Below are 19,250 nucleotides of genomic sequence, written 5' to 3' on the forward strand. Positions count from 1 at the left end.
GTTGCCCCGGTGTCCGCATGCACCCCCTAGCCTGAAACCCCGCTCTCAAGCGATCAGCTCAAGATCGACGATGATTGGCAAGTGGTCAGATCCAACGTCCGGGCCTACGCGGCGGGATACGATCCGAAAGTGTGGTGACACCAAACAGTGATCGATAGGCGCCAGAGCGAAAGGGCCTGGATTCAACTTTGGCCAAGTTGGCTGAGTTCCGAAGCCTCGGCGAGTATCCAAGAGCCCCGCCCTCTCTGTGAGCTCTGAAAATATGGAGGACCACGAGGTGACATTGAGGTCGCCGATGACGATGAGTCGCTCGGAGTATCGCTTTCTTGTCTCGGCAATAGCGCGTAGCTGGCGGTTCCTTAGGCGGTAACCATAAGGCGTGGTGGGAGAGAGAGGGTGTGTCACAACCACTGTGATGTCGGCGCCGGAGATGTGAATTTTGCTGACTATTGAGGGGAGGCCTGGGTCAGCGAAGTAGACCAGTTGGGGGTCTAGGAGTGGATACTTAGAGAAAAGAGCAATTCCAGCACCAGTGTCGGCTAGGAACGTGAATAGGAAAGGGTACTGCTCGGACAATCGCTGCTCGAGGTATTTCCCTACGGACTTGGACACTTCCTCTACGGCAAACAGGTCGGCGTCGATGGACTTAGCATAGGCCAGAACCTTTTCTGCCTCCGAGTTTCGGATATGCGAGTTGAGCTGAAGAACTCTTAGTCTTTGCGAGGATGGATCGGAGCCAGCCACCGGCGTTTGTTTGGGGGAAAGATACAGCGGGAGAACCTGCTGTGCATTTGCCGCTATCAGTAATAGAGCGGCCGCAGCGCCCAACCATCTTCTTCGGACAAAGAGGAGGATGCCTGCGCCGGCTTGTGCGGCGAGGTACACGGGGCGGAAGGCTGCCATCACATCGAAAAGCCATCCTCGGTCAGATAAAAACCCCCCGAAGGTCGCAACGCCGGTTACGCCCAACACAAAGTACACAGCTCGCCAGGCAATTCTCCTTAGTATCGTCATGATCGGTAATCCGCCGGGTTCGGGGGTAGTAAATGGAAGAGTTCAGAGTGCATCTCGCAGTTTTCCTCTCCGTCAATGCTTTGGCCTGGGTAGTGTGGCTGCTCGTTACGCCCGGCACATTCTACTGGCCGCTTTTAGTACATCTTTTGTGGGGGATCGTTCTTTTCCTGCACTTTGCTCTCGCAAATCGCTCGCAGCGCAAAAGGCGAGTGCTGAGGGGATACAGGCCGTACACCCGTGCCTCTTGAGGATTTTTCGCCACCAATATCTGCGTGGTTCATAAAAACCTTCGGGTCTCCTACCCAAGCCCAGGCTCGGGCATGGCCTCTTATTAGGCGGGGAAGTCACGTTCTCCTCTCCGCTCCTACCGGATCAGGTAAGACGTTGGCAGCATTCTTGGTGGCGATCGAACGGATCGGCCGGAAGCGCATGGCTGGTGATCGACGGCGAAGAGAGGGGGCCAGCGTTTTGTATGTCTCACCTCTGCGCTCTTTGGTGTCCGATGTGGCGACCAACCTCGTAGAGCCGCTTTCGGCCATCGGGAGTCTCGACCCAGCGTTTGAAGGGATAGAAGTAGGGGTTCGAACCGGAGACACGGCTGCGTCGGCCCGCTCCCGTCAGGTGAAAAGACCCCCCGATATAGTGGCGACTACGCCCGAGTCATTGGCTCTGATGCTTCTTTCCGAGGGGGGACGAAAGATTCTTTCCACCGTCGAGTATGTAATCGTCGACGAGATCCATGCGGTGGTTGGATCGAAGCGCGGACCACAACTAGCTCTGAGCCTCGAACTTCTGGAGGATCTTGTCGCCCCTTCCGGGAGGCAATCGCCGGAGGAGTCGTTCTTTGCGACCAGCTGGCGACCCGGGTATCACCGCCGTGTTGGCCTACAGAGGGTGGGTCTTTCGGCCACGCAAGAACCAATCACATCCATGGCCAGGTTTTTGGGGGGTGTTGGGCGGGAAGTCGCCATTGTCGATTGCGGGCGCTTTAGGGCTATGGATGTCCAGATCGAGCTCGGCAGCAGCGAAGTGGGCGCGGTGTGTTCGGGAGAGGAGTGGTCGGCTATCTACGAAAAGGTAGCGGCTCTTGTGCAAGAGCACCGGTCTTCGCTGGTTTTCGTGGCCACAAGGAGGATGGCCGAACGCGTCGGTGCGCGCCTAGGGGAGCTGCTGGGAAATGACGTCGTAGCTTCGCACCATGGCTCTCTTTCGAAGGAGCGCCGACAGACCGTAGAGTCTCGTCTCAAGGCGGGAGAGCTAAAGGCCGTGGTGGCTACTTCCTCTCTCGAGTTGGGGATCGACATCGGCGATGTAGACCTCGTGATTCAGATCGGTTCTCCCAAGAGCGTCACCACGGCGACACAGAGGATAGGGCGCTCGGGTCACGCTGTCTCGGGACTTCCTAAAGGCAGGATTTTTCCGTTGACTGTATCTGAGTTGGAAGAGGTCAGCTCGATCGTGGGCATGATGAGAGACGGCCTACTGGACTCGGCCACCTTCGTGGAAAAGCCCCTTGATGTTTTGGCTCAGGAGTGCGTGGCGGCATGTGTAATGCGGCCTCGCCAGCGGGACGAGCTATTCAAGATCGTTAGACGGGCGTGGCCGTACCGAGATCTCACGGCCGGCGAGCTCGACTCTGTATTGCAGCTTCACTCGAAGGGGCGGTGGGCGCTTTTGCACTTGGACCCAGTCTCGGGCGTTGTAAGGGCGACCCGACGAGCTCGACTGCACTGTCTAACCAACTCCGGCACGATCCCGGACACCGGGGAATATGAAGTAGTACAGATCGAAGACGGTTCCTTCTTGGGCTCTCTGGACGAAGACTTCGCCATCGAATCCGCCATCGGAGACGTATTCCAATTAGGCAACTCTTCGTGGAGGGTGTCCAAGGTTCGCCAGGGCCAGGTTTTGGTGAGTGAAGCAGGTGACGTGCCGGCAACCTTTCCCTTCTGGTTTGGCGAAGGCCCTTTTCGCAGTAGGGAGGTGGGGGAAAGGATTGGCCGGTTCCGACAAGCTTGGCTAGAGCTGTACCAAAAAGGCGTGGATCGGAGCGAACGGATCGAGTGGATCGGTGAAAAAGTACGGCTCAACCTATCTGCTGCTTCACGCATAGACGACTACCTAGCCGAAACAGCCAATTTGCTGGGGACTTTACCAACTCACTCACGAGTAGTCGCGGAACGGTTCTTCGACCACAGCGGCGGCATGCAGCTTGTGGTGCACGCACCTTTTGGATCTCGCATAAACAGAGCTTGGGGACTAGCTCTAAGAAAAAAGTTTTGCCGAAGCTTCGGCTTCGAACTCCAGGCCGCTGCCGGCGATGACGGATTACTGATCTCCTTGTCTACTATGCACTCGTTTCCGGTGGAGGAGGTGTTCGAGTTTCTCTCTCCGGAGTCGGTTCGCCACGTTCTAGAGCAGGCTGTGATTGGCACCCCTCTTTTCGCCACGAGGTGGCGATGGGCCGCAGTGTGCTCGCTATTGGTGGAGCGCAACAGAGCCGGAGGTAAGATTCCAATCAACCTGCAGCGGACAATTGCTCAGGACCGCCTCGCCGAGGCGTTTCCGCAGTCACTGGCGTGTTTCGAAACGCTTCCACCTGGTGACATTCCTGTGCCTTTAGATCACCCCGTCGTAAGACAGACACTAAGAGACTGTCTTGAATATGCAATGGATACAGAAGAACTGGTGAGAGTCGTAGAACGGCTAAAAAGCGGACAGATCGAGCGAGTTGCTGTCGATGTGCCATTCCCCTCACCTATGGCCGAGGGGATACTTCAAGCCAAGCCGTACGAGTTTCTAGACGATGCTCCTCTGGAGGAGCGCCGTGCCCACGCAGTACCCGGCATTGGAAAAAGGCCAAGGACCCCGTATTCGGGCTCTATAGACGCGGAAGTAGCTAGGAGAGTGAGGCAGCGACGCTGGCCTCGACCCGATGGCGTAGAAGAGCTGCATCACACCCTTGTATGGATGGGCTTTGTAACGGAGGCGGAGGCAGCAAGCTCAGGATGGAACGGATGGCTAGAGCAGTTAGCCGAGCAAGGTCGGGTTGAATTCGAGGAAGGACGGTGGAAAGCAAAAGGAGTGAAATGGGACTGGACCTCTGTTGCCGAGGGTCGCTTGCAGGCGCTCGGCTTTGTTGCGATGGGAGAAGAGCCATTGGTGGGCTCTGGGGGTAGGCGGGCTCTGCTCGAACTAGAGGCAGCAGGTAAGGCATTGAGGGTGCGTGTCGGAGGCGAAACTGTTTGGGCCGAGCGTAGAGCTGCTTCCGAAGGGCTGAAACTTACTCGCAGAAAACTGCTCGAAAGTTTTTCACCCGTAACCATCGAGGCTTTTCAAAAGTTTTTGAATCACTGGAACCACTTGTGCGAGGAAACGCGGCTGGAGGGACCAGAAGGAGTGGTAGAGGCAGCGCTTTGTGCCGGTGGGCTTCCGGTGGAGGCTGGTCGCCTCGAGAGGGAGTTCTTATCCGAAAGAGTTAGGGGCTACAGGCCCGAGTGGCTTGACTCGGCCATCTCTTCTGGGAGGATTGTGTGGTTTAGAGCGGGCCCGTACCGCCGCGTTGCCTTCTCCAAGCTGCCGATCTGTCTAGTACCCTTTGCCGACGCCCACATCTGGTACAGCGTATGGGGCGGCGGAGCCGATCCCCAGAAGCTGTCGGGCAATGCCGCTGCGGTGTACGAGATTCTCTTGGAGCGGGGTCCGCGTTTTTTCTTTGATCTGGAGCGCGAGGCGGGTATTCCGTCAGCGTGGCTGGAGAGAGCTATCGAAGAGCTAATCACGCTTGGCCTTGTTACAGCAGATTCTTTTTCCTTGGCACGATGGATGCTGCGGGCCAAGCGACTGAGAGCACTTCCCATCCGCATAACGGGGAGAGTTTGGGCAATTCAACGAGAGCTGATATGCAGAGAGAAACCGGATGGCGAGCGCATAAGCGAGTGTGTAGCCAAAGGACTTCTCGCCCGCATGGGAATTGTATGGAGGGAGCGTTTCCTAGAGTGCAAAGTACCCCTTCCCTGGGGCGACATCCGGAGCGCTCTGCGGCGATTAGAACAACGGGGAGAGGCGCGCTGGGGGCGATTTGTTCGGTCAGGATCGGGAGAGCAATTCGCAGCGCCAACCGCACCGGAGTACTTGGCTAGGATAGCTGCGCTTGGGCAACACGCAGACTCTGGATAAGTAGGCAGATCTCACAGCCAGGGGGTTACGCGGTCCTCCAGCGAGCACCCGTGACGATCGGGCCAGACATCCCTCTGGAGCGGAGTTCGAGCTCGGCATCGAAGTTCGCCTTTGAACATTTCACTGTAACCTCGATTTGATACGTAGCACCGTCGGCGGTCGACTTGAAATTGTGGTTCTTGAACTCTTTGCTCAAAATCTGCCCACAATATTCATGGACGAACTCGACGAGCTGCTCCAACTCGGCTTTCGAAACATGATTCGGATCGGACAACTCGCGCATTCTGCCAAGTTGACCGCGCCCAGCCGCATCGATGAATTCGCTGGCCGTTCGCTGTGGTTCTAAGATCTGGCGCTCAACCAAGTTGCGGACGCGCTTTCCGAAAAGTAACAGCATACCGCCCCCTATTAACGCTAGAACCACGAGCGCGACCAGTCCTACGATCAGACACGTCCGCAAGCCGCTCTGCCTTGGTGGTTGATAGGGCTGGGTGGGGTAAGGAGCATATGTTGGTTGCTGCATCGTGGCAGGCGGGTACTGCCCGGGAGGCTGAGGTGGGATTACTCCTGGTGTAGGGATGTTCGGTGGGTAATGAGGTGGCTCTTGAGACACTGTGAGATCCCCTTGAATGCAAGAGATTTGAAGCGGTGTCATTGTAGCGATTGTTTCGAGTACGCGACTCTAGGGTATACAGATTTCCAGCTAACATCGGGGTGTGTGCGGAAGATTTGTTCAGGCCCTTCAACCTCAGAAAATCGTCGACTACTTCGGGGTAGATCCCTCTTCGATCGCAAAGGCTGTACTCGAGCCCAACTTCAATGTGTCCCCCTCTCAAAAGATTCTCCATGTACTTGCAAATATTGAACGTGCCCACGTCGAGGAAGGATATTCCCGAGAACAAGAATGGGTGGAGCGAGAGCGAGGGTCGCGATCCACAGAGGGCGACTATGAGGTCAGAATCGCTGAGCGCATTAGATGGGGGCTGGTGTTTCCCTGGGCCAAGTCAGAGAGATCCGGTCCGAATCCGATAAATGCGCGAGTGGAGTCGCTCACTACGAAACAGACATTTCGAAAAATTTTTCTTGGACAACGTTCCCTCGTGCCGGCCGACGGCTTCTACGAGTGGCGAAAAGTCGGATCGGGAAGGAAGATTCCGTACTTCATCAAGTCAGCTGCCGACGAGCCCCTCGCCATAGGTGCGATTTGGAGCATTTGGTGTCCTCCCGACGGCGGAATCCCGTTACGAAGTTGTGCTCTAATAACGGTTCCAGCCCCTTCGGAGCTAAGAGATATTCATGATCGGATGCCCGCTCTTGTCGACCCCTCCAACTTCGATCGCTGGCTGGATCCCGAATACTCCCAAGCAGAAGTGCTTTTGGAAATGCTTCGCCCAACCGAAGCTTGGATGCTCGAATGGTACCCGGTGAGCCCACGCGTGAATAATCCCTCGGTTAACGACCCTAGCCTGATCGTTCCCGAAAAAGGTCAGAGCATTGCTTCTCAGCGAACCACGAGGACGGGGCAGTGAGCGTGGTGGACCACGCGGTCGGAGATAGAACCGAGTAGAAACCTTTCGATGGCACCAGCTCCTCTCGATCCCACTACTAAAAGATCGGCGCCCTCCCTCTCGGCGTATTCAACGAGTGTGTCGGCAGGGTGGCCGTCTATAACCACAAAGTTCGCGTCGTAGCCGACAGCGGCGAGAGCCTCCTTGGCCCGGTGTTCGGCTTCTTGGCGAAGGGAGTCCATCTGGGCCTGCAGGTCTATGGGCGTCTCGAAAGCCGCCGCATAGAATGTCGCTGGCAGGTGGCTCACGTGGACCACATCTAGTTTCGCTCCCGCAGCCTTGGCTATTTCGGCAGCGAGCTTGACCGCCTCTATCGAGTAATCTGAACCGTCGTTTCCCACGACAATTTTTTGAAGTCCTTGCATTGCAACTCCAACTCGACTCGGGTCCGCCCCGCGGGGTTCTCAGGTTTGAGAGCGACGGGACAACCGTACTCATAATCGTAGTCGAGAAGCGTGTGTTTGATGAAGTCTCTCGAACGACAAAGCTCATGTGCGAGCGAGGGGGGGCGAGCAAAGGTGTGTGAGATCAGAGCAGCGAGACCTAGGCGGCGGACAAGCGAACTCCGAGCATACGTGCGCATGGGTTACAGGTCGGTCCGCGCCCTTGCTATGTTCGGTCGCATCCTTGTGATTTACGTGATCTTATTGGGACTCCGCCGAATTCTGGGGCGTGATCGGAGTGCCAGGGTCGAAGAAGGTATACACCTTTGGAGCGCGCGAACCCTCTACAAAGGCTTTCTTTCGCTCGAAGGCGTCTACATCAAGCTGGGACAGTTCATGTCGATGCTCACCGGACTTCTACCGGATCAATACCTGGATGAATTGGAGAAACTACAAGACGCCGTCCCACCTCGCCCATACGAGGCAATTGCGGCCCGGATAACAACGGAGTTGGAGAAGCCTATCGAAGCGGTCTTTGAAGAGTTGGAGGAGAAAGCGACAGCCTCGGCCTCACTTGGGCAGGTTCACCTGGGACGTCTGCGGGATGGCCGAGAGGTTGCCGTCAAGGTTCAGTACCCCGGCATCGAGCAAGTAGTCAGGACCGATTTGGCAGTAGTACGCCTAGCTGCTTCCGTGATCGACTTTTTCTTTCCCGAGCTCAACTACCGCAATGTCTACGAAGACCTGAAAAAGACCATTACTAGAGAGCTCGACTATTTGAACGAGGGCCGCAGCGCAGAGCGGATAGCCGCAAATTTTGCCGACAATGACCACGTCGAGTTTCCTTTGATTTACTGGGAATACACCACGTCAAAGGTGCTGTGCATGGAACGAAAGAGAGGGATCAAAATCCTGGATGTCGCGGCCATCAAAGAGGCGGGGATACGCCCTATAGATGTCATAGAGATACTAGTTCAAGCGTACTTCAAACAGCTACTGGTAGATGGTTTCTACCACGCCGATCCGCATCCCGGGAACTTTTTCGTAAAAAAAGCAGCGGACGGTCGCCCCACGATAGTGTTTTTGGATTTCGGCGCTGTTGCTGAGTTTCCAAAAGATTTCAAGGACGGGATGAGGACCGTCGTCTATGGATACATGCTGCGGGATGACAAGCGTGTCATAGAGGGAATGCGCCAGATGGGCTTCGAGGCGGCTGGTGCGGACGAAGAGATTTTCGAGAAGGCAGTCCGCCATTACATGGACAAGCTCTTACATTTTTCACCACAAGACTTTTCCAAGCTCGACCTGCGCGAGTTTGACATCCGCAAGAACCTAGAGGAGATGCAACTTTCCTTTAGAGAGCTTGCCCGGACATTCCAGGTTCCTCGTAACTGGTTCTATGTAGAACGGACCCTCACTCTTCTTATGGGATTGTGTGCTCGTCTAGACCCCAAAGTGGATGCCTTCTTGTACGGGTTTCCCTATGCGGTGGAGTTCGTGTTTGGAGGCGACTCCAAGCTGGCGGCTATCTGGGGTACTACCTCCGATCCGACAAAAGCTCGCAGCCGCGCTGTAAAAAAAACGAGTTAGTCTTCACTTTTTCCGGTACCGAGCACTCTGTCTGTGTAGGGGTTTCGGAACAAACCCACAGGGTCCAGTTCAGCGCGAACCTGTTGAAAGGCCTTCCACTGCGGGTATACCGATTCGAGAGTCGCTGCTGATCGGAAGTGCATTTTCCCCCAGTGCGGCCTCCCGCCAACCTCTTCCATAAGGGCCTCGACCATCTGGAAGTACTGAATTGGCTGCATGCCTCTGTAAGTGTGGACAGCTATCCACGCGGTATCTCTGCCATAAGCAGGGCTCAGCCATGGGGTCTCGGCAGGCGTGAAGCGCACCTCTACCGGGAACGAGATACGCAATCCAAAATCCTCGATTGCTTTCCGCAAGCGACGCAGAACCGGAGCTGTTTCTTCAACGGGGATCGCATACTCCATCTCATAGAAGCGAACCATGCGCTCGTTTAGGAAGGCTTTGTACCCGGGCAAAACTCTTGAAGATGAAGTTTCCATATCCGCGATTCGCTTGTTGATAGAGGGGATCGCTGCTGGAAACATCCTCCCGACTCGACACAGGGTTTCGAATACGTAGTTCCCGAGAAAGATTGTGTAAAACCAGAGCTTCTTGGGGTCCACCTCTTTGGGCTCTTTAGACGTGCGGTTGTGCGATTTGGCCAAGACTTTGTCGGTGTGGGGAAACCAAAAAAACTCAAAGTGCTCGTTGCCAGACCTCAGTTCGTCGAGAGAGCAGAGCGCTTCTTCCCAAGGTATTGGCCACTCTTTTGTTAGAAGGTTGAATGTGGGCTCCAGTTCGAACCCTACCGCGGTGACAATTCCCAAAGCGCCGAGGTTCACGCGAGCGGCTTGGAAGAGATCCGAGTCATTGTCTTCGGTGAGCTCCAGGATGCGCCCTCTCCCATCCACTATTCGCACGTAGTTGACCTGGGCAGAGATGCTTCCGAATAGCGAAGAAGTTCCATGAGTCCCGGTTGCAATCGCGCCAGCCAGCGATTGCTTACCTATGTCGCCCAAACTGGAGAAGGCTAAGCCAAGCGCGTAAAGTGAAGCCGCGGCTGCCTCGATTGTCATTCCGGCCCGGATAATAGCGGTAGGAGGGTCCAACGAGTAATTCTCGACTCCAGAGTACCGCTCGAGCGACACCATAAGCCCGTCGGTGCATGCAACGTCGGTAAAGGAGTGACCGCTGCCCACTGCTTTGATACGGGATCCACTAGATTGAGCTCGTTCGACGGCGGCTACGATCTCCTCCTCGATGGCGGGTCTCAGCGATTCCTTGGGCGAGCAGGTTTGATTCCCTGCCCAATTGACCCACGCCTCGAGGCCTTTACGTGCGAGCCTAGGCATTGGAATACTCGGGTTTTAAGAGACACTCGGCAAAAAGCGGTGTTAGTTTAGCTCTACCCCTAAAGTCTCGGGTGAGCCTGCCCCGCCTTGCCAAGTGCGTGATCGGCGATTGTCGTTGACATAAACAGGTAAGAAGAGTCGTCATGGCACGTCAGTTCGCAAGAATACCGCCGAGGGTCGCTGCTTCGCTCGGAGAAGGAGTCGACCGGCGCAATCTCGACAGCGGTCTTCTTCTACGCGTGTGGCGATTTGCCGCTCCACACCACAAGAAGATTCTCGCCTATGCAGCACTTCTAGCAATAGGAACGGTCATAGGAGTTCTACCCCCCTTGGTGCTGCGCCAGATCATCGATCGGGCGCTACCATCTCGGCAGTACGCCCTTTTGAATCTTTTAGCGCTGACCGCGATCGCCCTAGCGGTGGCGGACACAGTTTTTTCGGTCGCCAACCGTTTTTTGTCGGCATCTATTGGTGAAGGGATCATCCTCAATTTGCGAGTCGCACTGTTTGACAAGTTGATGCAGATGCCGGTGGCCTTCTTCACGAAGGCGCAAACGGGTGCGATTATGAGCCGGTTTTCCACTGACGTAGTGGGAGCCCAGTCTGTCGTGACAACGGTGACGGCAGTGGCGACAGAGGGCCTTTTGCTGCTGGCCACTCTAGCGGTGATGCTAACGCTGAGCTGGCAAGCAACCGCTTTGGCGCTCGGAATTATGCCAGCCGTGGTGATTTTGGACAGATGGATCGGTCAGAGGGTCGTACCGCTTTCCAGGTCGAGGCTTGAAGCGAATGCCGCAATGAACACCACAACAAGCGAGCACTTCAATGTGTCCGGAGCTTGGGTATCGAAGCTGTACGGTGACCGCCAACGAGAGACGACCTCTTTTGCTGAAAAGGCCTCTAGGGTGGCCGAGTACGGCGTGAAAACAGCAATGGTTATGCGGACGTACTCGGCCTGTCTTTCGCTCTTGGGCGCGGCAGGAACTGTTTTCGTGTACTGGGTCGGAGGCACCTTGGTGATGAGGGGGACCATGACCATCGGCACGCTTCTAGCTCTGGGAATTTACGCGCAACGCTTGTATACACCAATCTCCGTGATCGCATCAGCCCGGGTGGACCTTCTGTCAGCGCTCGTCGCATTTGAACGGTGTTTCGAGGTTCTCGACGCCGACGTTCCAATAAAGGACTCTCCCACCGCTCGTCCTCTTTTGATCAAAAAGGGGCGGGTTGTATTTGACCACGTGTGGTTCAGGTATCCCTCAAAGGAAGCGACGTACATTCCCTCTCTCGAACAGAGCGGATCCGATCTCGGCTTCACCTGTTCGGAGGGGAAGTGGATTGGGTGCGATGCGCCCAGTCGGCTCGAAGAGTCGCAGTCTTTGACCTATGACGAATCTCATGTATGGGTGCTACGAGATGTCTCGTTCATTGCGGAGCCGGGAAAGATGACAGCTATCGTGGGGCAGACCGGAGCAGGGAAAAGCACGCTGCTTTCGCTGATCCCGAGGCTGTACGACGTGGATAAAGGACGGATTTTGATCGATGGCGAAGACATACGAGATGTCACCCAGGAAAGCTTGAGGCAACAAATCGGAATGGTGACTCAGGAAACCTTTTTGTTTCACGACACCCTCGAGGCCAATCTCCGCTATGCAAGGCCAGATGCCACCGAGGAAGAGCTGCGTCGTGCGTGCGAGATCGCGGGTGTTTTGTCATTGGTAGACTCCCTTCCCGATGGGTTTTCTACCGTCGTAGGCGAACGGGGATATCGTCTTTCCGGTGGCGAAAAGCAGCGAGTGGCGATCGCTCGCCTGGTACTCAGGGATCCTAAGATCGTGATTCTAGACGAACCTACCGCCCACTTGGACCAGGAGACCGAGACAGCTGTCCACTCTGCTCTAATGAAAGCCTTGGAGGGGAGAACCGCTATCGTCGTGTCACACAGGATGTCCTTTGTGGAGCATGCGGACGCTGTGTACGAGCTTACCGAAGGAAGATTGGTTCGCACCCGTCTCCCCCGTCTAGAGCGCGCTTCCCAGGCGTGAGCGTGAGCGATTCGACAGGTTCGGAAATGTTGCCTCGGATTACACGTTGAAGCGGACGAAGAGCACGTCTTCTGGTCTAACAACGTAAGACTTTCCCTCCAAACGCACAGCCCCTCTTCGCCGAGCTTCCTTGAGAGATCCTACCTCTAGAAGCTTTTTAGCAGGAATCACTTCTGCCCTAATGAAACCGCGCTCCATGTCAGAGTGGATTCGGCCGGCCGCTTCGAGCGCGGTTGATCCTTCTGGGAGGAGCCATGCCCTAGCCTCTTTGTCGTTTGCCGTGTAAAAGACAATGAGGCCCAACGCCCGAAGAACAGCCGATGCGAGACGCGTCGCTATCGGAGTTTCAATGGAAAACTCGGCGGCCATTTCAGCAGCCGTGTCGGCATCGGCTTCTGCAATCTCTGCCAATCCGGCTTCGATCTCGAGGGGCGAGGCTATAACCGCCGTCGCGACCTTGGCGAGCTTATCGGCTACGAGGCGCTGAAGTTTTTCGGCGTTTGTCGCTAAGGACTCGTCTATGTTGACAATAACTATCAAAGGCTTGGATATGACCAGCCCCCACTCTTTCGGAATCAAGCTTGTGTCCCGGGCGAGATTGCGCGCAGCCTCGATGTCTTGGGACTCCAGCAACGACACAAGCTTTTGAGAGGCTTCGACTACGACGCTCACATGACGGTCCCCAGCCGCCGCAATTTTTTTTAGCCGAGGTATCGCTCCTTCTATAACAGAGAGGTCTTCGAGAATAGCAGTATCCACCCAGCGATAAACTTGGCCGATCCCTTCTTTCGATGCTTGTGTGGCATCCTGGGAAGCCTCGGGCCGCACGACGACCACGACGCAGTCGCTTTCCCTTATGGGAGCGACCGAGCGCCCACCTACTTCCTCGAAAGAGAGTTTCACGGGGGTAACTTGTGCGGATCCTTCTGCTTGAGCTATGCGAACCAGGGTCTCGTCCGGAAGTGAATACACGATGTGAGAGTGTTTTGCGCCGGGGCTCGTTCTGCCCAATGCCCTCAAAAGAGTGGACTTTCCTGATCGAGGTTCCCCAGAAACGGTTGTACGCTCCATCGATGCGCGTCTCGTTGATCAGTGGTCTTCGGACCGTGAAGAGGATCCCATCGAGAACTGACGGCGATAGCGAGAGGTCGACGATTTGGAAAACGAAGCTAATTCGCACAAGCACGTAGTTCCCAGCAAAGAGAAGTTCGGGAGAGCCGTCCCCCTTTTAGTGATCGTAGTGGTCATAGCTGCACTCACCCGTTTTTCTGGACTATCGCACCCCAGGGAGGTGTACTTCGACGAAACCTACTATGCCAACGATGCCGTTGTATACCTAGAAGGCCGGGAGGCGTTTCGAGATAACTTGGACGCACGGTATGGAGGAACCTCTCGTGCTTCCCAGATTGTGCCTGTTGGAGCTGTGCCAGGCGAGATTTCGTGGGTCCATCCGCCTTTAGGAAAGTGGGCCATTGCCATTGGGATCATACTCTTTGGCAAGCAGCCGCTCGGATGGAGGGCACTTCCAGCGACCTTTGGAACGGTAGCTGTCGGACTGGTATTCGTCATTGCCTGGCTCCTGTGGGAAAAGCGGAGCTGGGCATTTCTCGCCGCACTCATGGTGGCGGTGGACGGCCTGGAGATCACCATGTCGCGGGTGGCTATGCTCGACATATTTGCTGCAACCTTCATGCTCGCATCTTTCGCTTGTTTGCTGGCAGAAAGGCACAGACTCACTCGCATGAGACAGTCATTATTGACGAGTACGAGCGGAGTGACCGATGGGCAAGGCATTTATCCGGACCCAACCGGCTCTATCCACTCGTATCCAAGGCAAAATCCCGACGAACCTTGGGACGCGGTCTACCAAGATCTCGAATACTCACAAGACTTTGAATACTCAGTCCAGTGGCGAGATGAATCGCCTCGCTCGTCTCTCGGTTCCAAGCGTTATCTTGCATTGTCCGGTGTGTTGATGGGCCTCGCTTTGGCTTCCAAGCTCAACGCGCTGTTCGCTTGGGTCATTGTGGTCGTCTTTGCGCTCGTATGGTATGTGCAGCTTCGCGCTCCCACCACCCGTGCTTCGGATGCAATCATGAACTGCCTTCCTAGGGTTTTGACTTTACTGGTTTTTGTACCCGCCCTCGTGTATGTGATCAGCTTTACACGCTTCTACGTAGACAACGCCGCCGGATCTATCGGAAAAAATCCGCTGGGGACCCTTTCAGAGTTCGTCAAGTTACAGGTGAATACAGTCAAATACCACTCGACGATGCGCCAGGATCATCCGTACAAGTCGTCCCCGCAATCCTGGCCCCTCATGTGGAGGCCGATCGCTTTTTGGTATCACGATTACCAAAACGGGATGCGAGGCCACATTTTGGCGGTAGGCAATCCAGTACTTTGGTGGTCTTACCTTCTGTGCTTTCCTGCGCTGCTCGGATTAATCGTTGCCAAGAGGCGCTGGCAGGACATCTTTGTTTTGGCAGGCTATGCAGGGCAGTATCTACCGTGGTTCGCGTCTTCTCGGACTGCCTTTTTTTATTACATGCTTCCCGTCGTGCCATTTATGGCTTTGACAATTGTTTCGGTGGTGGGCTCGCTTCGAAAACGCGTTCGACAGGCTGTTTTCATGGGCCTGGGGAGTGCGGCTTTACTCGCAGGGATCGCTTTCTATCCCATATGGACGGGAATTCCTATTGCCGAATCGATCTGGTCACGACTTATGCTTTTCCGGAGTTGGATTTAAAGTGTCGGCAAGGTTAGTGAGTATTGGGAGCCGCATAGGATGAGCAAGAGGACAAGAAAGCGGAGAGCAAAGGCGAGGCGGTCTAAAGCAAACCACCGCAAGCGTCCTAACACTGGATAATCCTAGCCGGGGTGCGAGTGCGTGTTCTAGACATTCCGCCGAAATACCACACGAATACTAGGGTCGCCAGGAAGGACAAGGTGGCAATCGATCCCCACCTAGGTTCCAGTCCGAGATAGGAGATTACGATCCCCGCTGGAATAGACGATAAGGAAGCAGATCCGGCATCCCCCAGGGAAAATCGAGTGATCGGCACCATCCCATAAGAGGGTAGTGTCACTCCCAAAAGCGATGCCACCGCAGCCACACTCCAGGCCCCAATTCCGGAAAGCGTTATCGTCGTTACCATGCGGCGCACAGGAATTTTTGCGAGCAATGCTGCAGTTACTGCGGCGGCCACCAGGCCGGCGAGGGGTCCTTGCACTGCAGAAGCTTGGTTGGGGCTGGAAAAGATGGCAGTCACCAAGGCTGGCGCTGTGCCTGCTTGAACAGTCGCAGCGGGTATCGAGATCCAGGTGAGCTTCGATGTTTGTGCCATCCGGAGGGACGACTCGTTGTTGTCGACGGAGTAGGCCGAGCGGCGAATAGCCGCAGTTGTGGTTGCAACGGCAAGAATTCCTGCCCCTGCTCGGAACAGCGTTATCGACTTTCCCTCGAGCGGAACCGCACCTAGCCCGATGCCGCCTGCCCAGGCGATCGTTAATGCAACGCCTGTGAATCCGACCAACATCCAACTGCGCTTAGGGATTTTCGTGGAATTCCCGTATGCCCAGAGAAGAAAAAAGGGCCCAAAGGTGGCTGAGAAAACAATGGCAAACGCGGGGAACACCTCAGTGCCCCCCTTCACTGGGCCGCATTACTGCTCTCGACAAAGGTTCTAAAAGTGGCGAGCCGTCTCGCACGAACACGGGGTATTCGTCTAGTGGCACCTTCATTTCTAGGCGCGTGTCACCGTTGTAAATGCGCCCGGGGTCGAACAGGTAACGCCAGCTTCCTTGGTCGGGTAGTCGCACATCGGACGCGCCCGACTCGTCGATGATTGGCTGAACGAAGATGTCGGGGCCGAGCGTGTAAGAGAAAGTCCTGCGATCCAGGAAGCGCATCGCTGACTGCTGCTCTATAGGGAATCGATGTGCCAACTCAAGAATATACGGGACGAGAGCCATGTGTATTCGGACGAAGCGAGCGTAGGCCTCGGTTGCCTCGGGGCCGTAGCCGAACGGACGGTGCTCGGCTATCCCTCCGTTCTCCATAACGGGCGAGAACGCGCCCAGAGCTGCCCAGCGAAGCAAGAGATCTCGGGGGACAACCGATCCCGGAGGGGCTATATATCCGCCAATGTCGGAACCGAAGCCAAAGTATCCGAGTTCCGAGGAGTAGTAAAAGTTGAGGAGGGCTCCCCTGATCCCGGTGTAGTGGTTGGGATCGAAGGAACTCAACTGGTCGCCGACCCATCCAGACCAACCGATTTCAGGTGGAGAGAACGAGTGAGCCAGAGCAGCTTTGGGGCCCGGATCACGGCGTTGCGTGTCGACGGGCCTAGCTGTGATCATGGCATCAGCTCCCCGTGCTAGCCTGGTGATTTGGTAGAGGGTGGCGTAATACTGTCTCGAGTACTCTAGGGGCGAAACCTGGCGAGATAGATATGGAGACCACGGGGCCGCGACTACGTAGGGATCTGTCGCATCGACTTTGAATCCATCGACTCCTAGGGAGAGTGCCTTGTCCATTAGGGAGCCCCACCACTGAACAGCTTCGGGGTTGAAGAAATCGACTAGGCTGCCTTGCCCTTTCCACCATCGAACGACTTTGGGCGATCTTTGAGGACCTTCGGTCATGAAAAACCCTTTTCTGGCCGCTAGTTCGTACTCGGATCTGGCTTCGAGGTTCATGACGCCGGTTATCCATACGATGACTTTTACCCCCCGAGAGTGAAAGTAGGCGACCATACCTGCAAAATCTTGAAAGCGGTTCGGATCGGGCTCGAACGTGTTATATGCAGTTTCCCACGGGCTGTCGATAATCACTGCTGTAACCGTGATTCCGCGGTCGAGGTAGCTATCAACGAGCCGGACAGCGCTGTCTTGTGTGGACTCGTCTTCCCATACCCAGTGGCCGTACACCCAGGAGGGGGGCGGTGAAGTTTCGGTTACCGAGATTTTTTGTACGTGGCTAGCGTCGGCCGGTGCTGGTCGGTCAATAGATATAAACGGCGACGATGGTAGGTGCGGCTCTGGAGACTGTGTAGCTAGACAGGAAACTGCCAAAATCGCGCCAGCGATGGCGATCCGTGTGAGTACCCGCAGTGTGCGTGCACGCACGAAATCTCGACAAACGAGCCGTCCAGCCATATGCCTGGAAAACATAACCCCGACTCTTTGTCTTTAGGTTTTCTTAACGGAGGATGGGGTTGGGGAAGGTGTTCTGGATGGGGTCGGCTTTCTGGTCGGGGGAGGGCTCGAAGTTTCTTTGGGAGACGCCGGCACTGTTTGCGACGGTGAGGCATCGGAAAGCTCGGATTCTTGGAAACCAGGAGGTTGCTCCTGGCTTGGCTCTTCTCCGTAAAGTTTATTAACCGAAGCCGAGAGCAACATGTACCCATCGAAGGTCTCAACGGATCTAGCCCTGATGCCCGCTATGGGGGGAATAGGTAGGACCGCCGACAATGCAGCTTTGGCGCTAGACGTCTCGACTCCCTTCTGATCGATGGCTTTAGGCTCGAGCGTCAACATGGTATCCGAAATCTCAAGGAGTGCTCTGGCCGATAGGTGAAGTGTCCGACTACCATCCCCGGAGACATCTGCGGCAACGGATACATCGCCCGGAGCGAGAGTGACCGTTATCGCGAACCCCTCGGCTCTGAGAAAACGGTTGAACTCGGACTGCTCAAGCCGGGCTGTCACCTGGCCTCGCTCAGATTCGAATGCTGATACACCCCCCATTACTCTTCGCCGGTCAAAATGAACGTCGGATAAAACGAACGAGACCTCCGAAAAGTTTACGGGGCTTATAAACCGGTCTGATGCCGTCGCAGCTTGTGCGGTGTCGACATGATTCATGCGAACACTCAGGGATGGTAGTTTCCCGGAGACCATGTCGGCGAGGAAGGCCCTCGTACCAAAAGAGACTTCGAGTTCTTCCGGGTTGTAGAGGGCTTTTAGATCTTTTGTTACTGCTGCCTTGGCCCTGGGGAGGAGAAGCATTTGAGCCGAGAGGCCTGCCGTTACGAGGAAGACTATGGCTGCTGCTAAGAAGTACGCCGTAACCTTGGCAAAACGTTTCACAAACGAGCTCCTGTAAACGTATGACCATGCATCGAAAGATTTCTAGACGACTCCAGCTCAAAGCCGACAAAGACTATGTGATTCTCGCCGACAACATGGATGTCCTTCCAGCTTTACCCGACGAGTGCGTAGACCTGGTTTACATAGATCCCCCGTTCAATACAGGAAGGGTACAAAAACGCGTCACCGTGAGGGCCATGCGCGTTTTGGAGAACGGCTCCGGAGAGGGCGCAGGGTCCGAGGGGAAAAAGAGCCCTGCGCAAGAGATTGGAGGAGCAGGCGTAGAACCATCGCTACGCCGTGGATTCTCAGGTGCTAAATACAAGTTGGAGACAGTAAACGAAATTTACTACCCGGACTGTTACCACGACTACGCTCGCTTCTTGGTACCTCGGCTTCGAGAAGCCAGGCGCCTTTTGTCGAAACGTGGCAGCATCTACGTACACCTTGACTACAGAGAGGTCCACTACATAAAAGTCGAGCTGGATCAAGTATTCGGGCGAGAGGCTTTTTTGAACGAGATTGTCTGGGCCTACGACTACGGAGGGCGGACGAGGCGGCGTTGGCCCTCCAAGCACGACACCATCCTCTTTTATGCAAAGGATCCTAGGGAGTACTACTTTGATCTCGAAGCGGCGGGAAGAATCCCGTATATGGCTCCCAGCTTGCAAGCGCCGGAAAGGGCTCAACGGGGTAAGAGCCCGACGGATGTATGGTGGCACACTGTTGTATCGCCCACCGGAAAAGAGAAAACAGGGTACCCCAACCAAAAGCCCGAGGCGATCTTGAAGCGGATCGTAGCGTCGTCTTCTCCGCCGGGAGGACGAGTTCTGGATTTTTTCGCTGGAAGCGGAACTACGGGCGTGGTGGCTCGTCGTTTGGGACGTCGCTTCGTCCTCGTAGACTGTGAGCCGCGAGCGGTGGAGATAACTCTGAACAGGTTGGAAAAAACTTTTGGCACTGCAGACGAGATAGAAGTTCTAGATTTCTCCGCCAAGAAATCCATGCGTGGAGCCGAGTCTCCCTTTTGAATGGGCCGTGGGCAAT

Annotated in this window: 15 protein-coding genes; 7 read left to right on the forward strand and 8 right to left on the reverse strand. The window is 55.5% G+C overall.

The annotated features are described in order from the left end of the window. Positions 1 to 45: 45 nt before the first annotated feature. Entirely contained in the window at positions 46 to 1,014 is a 969-nt protein-coding gene (locus C4318_01350; protein ID MER3453790.1) for a hypothetical protein, read from the reverse strand. 32 nt (positions 1,015 to 1,046) lie between these two features. Here C4318_01350 and C4318_01355 point away from each other — a divergent pair, with 32 nt between their 5' ends. Further along, positions 1,047 to 1,262 carry a hypothetical protein gene (locus C4318_01355; GenBank protein MER3453791.1) on the forward strand — a complete coding sequence of 72 codons (216 nt, stop codon included), beginning with the start codon at positions 1,047 to 1,049 and terminating at the stop codon, positions 1,260 to 1,262. After that, positions 1,252 to 5,193 (forward strand): ATP-dependent DNA helicase, encoded by a 3,942-nt coding sequence (locus tag C4318_01360; protein ID MER3453792.1) that lies wholly within the window; start codon positions 1,252 to 1,254, stop codon positions 5,191 to 5,193. The genes C4318_01355 and C4318_01360 overlap by 11 nt, the downstream gene beginning before the upstream one ends. Positions 5,194 to 5,218: 25 nt before the next feature. Here the strand turns inward: C4318_01360 and C4318_01365 are convergent, their stop codons facing one another. Beyond that, positions 5,219 to 5,653: a hypothetical protein gene (locus C4318_01365; GenBank protein ID MER3453793.1), complete on the reverse strand. Its 435-nt coding sequence runs from the start codon at positions 5,651 to 5,653 to the stop codon at positions 5,219 to 5,221. A gap of 256 nt (positions 5,654 to 5,909) precedes the next feature. Here C4318_01365 and C4318_01370 point away from each other — a divergent pair, with 256 nt between their 5' ends. Then, positions 5,910 to 6,722, forward strand: coding sequence for a hypothetical protein (locus C4318_01370; protein ID MER3453794.1), 813 nt, complete (start codon positions 5,910 to 5,912; stop codon positions 6,720 to 6,722). On the opposite strand, the gene C4318_01375 is transcribed toward C4318_01370, so the two are convergent. After that, positions 6,695 to 7,126 (reverse strand): universal stress protein UspA, encoded by a 432-nt coding sequence (locus tag C4318_01375; protein ID MER3453795.1) that lies wholly within the window; start codon positions 7,124 to 7,126, stop codon positions 6,695 to 6,697. The genes C4318_01370 and C4318_01375 overlap by 28 nt on opposite strands. A gap of 99 nt (positions 7,127 to 7,225) precedes the next feature. Between C4318_01375 and C4318_01380 the strand changes: the two genes are divergently transcribed. Then, a complete protein-coding gene (locus C4318_01380) occupies positions 7,226 to 8,734 on the forward strand; it encodes an ABC transporter (protein ID MER3453796.1) in 1,509 nt (502 codons plus the stop codon). Here the strand turns inward: C4318_01380 and C4318_01385 are convergent. Next, positions 8,731 to 10,065 (reverse strand): oxidoreductase, encoded by a 1,335-nt coding sequence (locus tag C4318_01385; protein ID MER3453797.1) that lies wholly within the window; start codon positions 10,063 to 10,065, stop codon positions 8,731 to 8,733. The two genes, C4318_01380 and C4318_01385, sit on opposite strands and share 4 nt — an antisense overlap. A 143-nt stretch (positions 10,066 to 10,208) precedes the next feature. On the opposite strand from C4318_01385, the gene C4318_01390 reads away from it, so the two are divergent. Then, on the forward strand, positions 10,209 to 12,110 hold the full coding sequence (locus tag C4318_01390) for an ABC transporter (GenBank protein ID MER3453798.1): 1,902 nt from the start codon (positions 10,209 to 10,211) through the stop codon (positions 12,108 to 12,110). A 39-nt stretch (positions 12,111 to 12,149) separates the two neighbouring features. Here C4318_01390 and C4318_01395 read toward each other — a convergent pair whose 3' ends face one another. Beyond that, positions 12,150 to 13,181, reverse strand: coding sequence for a redox-regulated ATPase YchF (locus C4318_01395; GenBank protein MER3453799.1), 1,032 nt, complete (start codon positions 13,179 to 13,181; stop codon positions 12,150 to 12,152). Positions 13,182 to 13,266: 85 nt separating this feature from the next. On the opposite strand from C4318_01395, the gene C4318_01400 reads away from it, so the two are divergent. Next, positions 13,267 to 14,859 carry a hypothetical protein gene (locus C4318_01400; GenBank protein ID MER3453800.1) on the forward strand — a complete coding sequence of 531 codons (1,593 nt, stop codon included), beginning with the start codon at positions 13,267 to 13,269 and terminating at the stop codon, positions 14,857 to 14,859. 106 nt (positions 14,860 to 14,965) lie between these two features. Here the strand turns inward: C4318_01400 and C4318_01405 are convergent, their stop codons facing one another. From C4318_01405 to C4318_01415, 3 genes are read right to left on the reverse strand one after another with little or no spacing between them, the layout of a single operon-like run. Continuing rightward, positions 14,966 to 15,766, reverse strand: coding sequence for a hypothetical protein (locus C4318_01405; GenBank protein ID MER3453801.1), 801 nt, complete (start codon positions 15,764 to 15,766; stop codon positions 14,966 to 14,968). Beyond that, positions 15,750 to 17,285, reverse strand: a complete 1,536-nt coding sequence (locus tag C4318_01410; GenBank protein ID MER3453802.1) for a hypothetical protein — start codon at positions 17,283 to 17,285, stop codon at positions 15,750 to 15,752. The genes C4318_01405 and C4318_01410 overlap by 17 nt, the downstream gene beginning before the upstream one ends. A gap of 18 nt (positions 17,286 to 17,303) precedes the next feature. Then, on the reverse strand, positions 17,304 to 18,203 hold the full coding sequence (locus C4318_01415; protein ID MER3453803.1) for a hypothetical protein: 900 nt from the start codon (positions 18,201 to 18,203) through the stop codon (positions 17,304 to 17,306). Between the two features lie 26 nt (positions 18,204 to 18,229). Here C4318_01415 and C4318_01420 point away from each other — a divergent pair, with 26 nt between their 5' ends. Beyond that, a complete protein-coding gene (locus tag C4318_01420) occupies positions 18,230 to 19,234 on the forward strand; it encodes a site-specific DNA-methyltransferase (GenBank protein ID MER3453804.1) in 1,005 nt (334 codons plus the stop codon). Positions 19,235 to 19,250: the final 16 nt, after the last annotated feature.

The sequence above is a fragment of the Acidimicrobiia bacterium genome, assembly GCA_040289475.1.
Taxonomy (GTDB): domain Bacteria; phylum Actinomycetota; class Acidimicrobiia; order ATN3; family PSLF01; genus PSLF01.